At 62.9% G+C, this 2,264-nt stretch carries 5 protein-coding genes; all 5 read left to right on the top strand.

Annotated elements, in window-relative coordinates; translation table 11 throughout:
* The first annotated feature begins 244 nt into the window (after positions 1-244).
* The 5 genes from infA (at position 245) to rpsD (ending at position 2,190) form a co-directional block, all read left to right on the top strand.
* Complete coding sequence (gene infA, locus WBF82_RS07810; protein WP_005140011.1) at positions 245-466, top strand: translation initiation factor IF-1; 222 nt, start codon at positions 245-247, stop codon at positions 464-466.
* 48 nt (positions 467-514) lie between these two features.
* Positions 515-628 (top strand): 50S ribosomal protein L36, encoded by a 114-nt coding sequence (gene rpmJ / locus WBF82_RS07805; protein WP_003879483.1) that lies wholly within the window; start codon positions 515-517, stop codon positions 626-628.
* A gap of 151 nt (positions 629-779) precedes the next feature.
* Entirely contained in the window at positions 780-1,154 is a 375-nt protein-coding gene (rpsM, locus tag WBF82_RS07800) for a 30S ribosomal protein S13 (RefSeq protein WP_424382479.1), read from the top strand.
* Positions 1,155-1,157: 3 nt separating this feature from the next.
* Positions 1,158-1,577: a 30S ribosomal protein S11 gene (rpsK, locus tag WBF82_RS07795; RefSeq protein WP_424082930.1), complete on the top strand. Its 420-nt coding sequence runs from the start codon at positions 1,158-1,160 to the stop codon at positions 1,575-1,577.
* A 7-nt stretch (positions 1,578-1,584) separates the two neighbouring features.
* Positions 1,585-2,190 carry a 30S ribosomal protein S4 gene (rpsD, locus tag WBF82_RS07790; protein WP_424382478.1) on the top strand — a complete coding sequence of 202 codons (606 nt, stop codon included), beginning with the start codon at positions 1,585-1,587 and terminating at the stop codon, positions 2,188-2,190.
* The last annotated feature ends 74 nt before the right edge of the window (positions 2,191-2,264 follow it).

The raw sequence follows: 2,264 nt of genomic DNA, 5'->3' as shown, positions 1-2,264 counted from the left end.
CGTGAGGGGATGCGCGGTGGGCTAAGAGGGGAGGCCGGATTTCTCGCTCAGCGATTTTGGTCAGCTTCAATAACCAGGTATCGTGGGCCAACGGTGCGTCATACGCGCCGACTCCTGCGTGCCCTGTCCTAGGAATTTCCCAACACCGGCTCACGTTGCAAAGCCAGCCAATGCTGCGCCGAACCTGGCTCAGCTGAAACAAAACGAAGCGACGAAACCAACAGACGAGGATTTCTAGGAAGTTATGGCCAAGAAGGACGGCGCCATAGAGGTCGAGGGCCGCGTGGTCGAGCCCCTGCCCAATGCGATGTTCCGCATTGAGCTGGAGAACGGCCACAAGGTGCTCGCCCACATCAGCGGCAAGATGCGGCAGCACTACATCCGCATCCTCCCCGAGGACCGGGTGGTGGTGGAGTTGTCTCCCTACGACCTGACCCGGGGCCGCATTGTGTACCGCTACAAGTAACAGCCCGAACGACAAAGTCATCGAATAGAAGAACAGGATCGAACAGCCGTGAAGGTGAACCCGAGCGTCAAGCCGATCTGCGACAAGTGCAGGGTGATCCGTCGGCATGGGCGGGTCATGGTGATCTGCTCTGATCCGCGCCACAAGCAAAGACAAGGTTAGTAGCTAGGCGCACACACAACTGAATGCAGACCTCCCAGCACCAATGAGGGGATAGGCCCCTCATCGACGTCCGGAACGGAGGCCGGACCCCGGAGCAGTCAGCCGGGAACGGACTGGGATCAGACCTCCGCGAACAGAAGGAATGCCACCCATGGCTCGAGTTGTGGGCGTTGACCTGCCGCGCGATAAGCGCATGGAGGTCGCGTTGACCTACATTTACGGCGTTGGCCGTACCCGGTCGAACGAGATTTTGGCCGCCACTGGGATCGACAAAGACTTGCGCACCAAGGACCTCACCGACGATCAGGTGACCCATCTGCGCGACTACATCGAAGCCAATCTCAAGATCGAGGGTGACCTGCGCCGTGAGGTGCAGGCCGACATCCGTCGCAAGATCGAGATCGGTTGCTACCAGGGTCTCCGGCACCGCCGCGGCCTGCCCGTGCGCGGCCAACGCACCAAGACCAACGCGCGTACCCGCAAGGGCCCCAAGCGCACCATCGCCGGCAAGAAGAAGGCCAGGTAAGTCATGCCCCCAGCCAAGAAGGCAGGCGCCGCCGCCCCCAAGAAGGGTCAGAAGACCCGGCGCCGGGAAAAGAAGAACGTCCCGCACGGCGCCGCCCACATCAAGAGCACGTTCAACAACACGATCGTGACGATCACCGACCTGCAGGGCAACGTCATTGCCTGGGCGTCGTCGGGCCACGTCGGTTTCAAGGGCTCGCGCAAGTCGACGCCGTTCGCCGCCCAGCTGGCCGCCGAGAACGCCGCCCGCAAAGCACAGGAGCACGGCGTGAAGAAGGTCGACGTGTTCGTGAAGGGTCCGGGCTCGGGCCGCGAGACCGCGATCCGGTCGCTGCAGGCAGCCGGCCTGGAGGTCGGCGCGATCGCTGATGTCACCCCCCAGCCGCACAACGGCTGCCGTCCACCCAAGCGGAGAAGGGTCTAGGTAGATCATGGCTCGTTACACCGGACCCATTACCCGGAAATCACGCCGGCTGCGCACCGACCTTGTCGGTGGCGACCAGGCGTTCGAGAAGCGTCCTTATCCGCCCGGCCAGCATGGCCGCGCGCGGATCAAGGAGAGCGAGTACCTGCTGCAGCTGCAGGAGAAGCAGAAGGCCCGGTTCACCTACGGCGTCATGGAGAAGCAGTTCCGCCGCTACTACGAAGAGGCTGCCGGCCGTTCCGGCAAGACCGGCGACGAGCTGCTGCAGATCCTGGAAAGTCGGCTGGACAACGTCATCTACCGCGCCGGGATAGCTCGCACCCGGCGGATGGCCCGCCAGCTGGTCAGCCACGGCCACTTCACGGTCAACGGCGTCCACGTCAACGTCCCCAGCTATCGGGTGTCGCAGTACGACATCATCGATGTGCGAGACAAGTCGGTGAACAGTGTGCCGTTCCAGATCGCGCGCGAGACCGCCGGCGACCGTCCGATCCCCAGCTGGATCCAGGTGGTCGGCGAGCGGCAACGCATCCTGATCCACCAACTGCCGGAGCGGGCACAGATCGAGGTGCCGCTCACCGAGCAGCTGATCGTCGAGTACTACTCGAAGTAAGAGTCCTGCCCCGACCGGTGCAGGTACCTAAACGGCATCAAATAGCGGGTGCCGAGAAGGAGAAGAAGAAACAC

The sequence above is a fragment of the Mycobacterium sp. genome (assembly GCF_049673265.1).
Taxonomy (GTDB): Bacteria; Actinomycetota; Actinomycetes; order Mycobacteriales; family Mycobacteriaceae; genus Mycobacterium.
The sequence above is the reverse complement of the archived record's forward strand: the minus strand, read 5'-3'. Positions and strand labels throughout refer to the sequence as shown.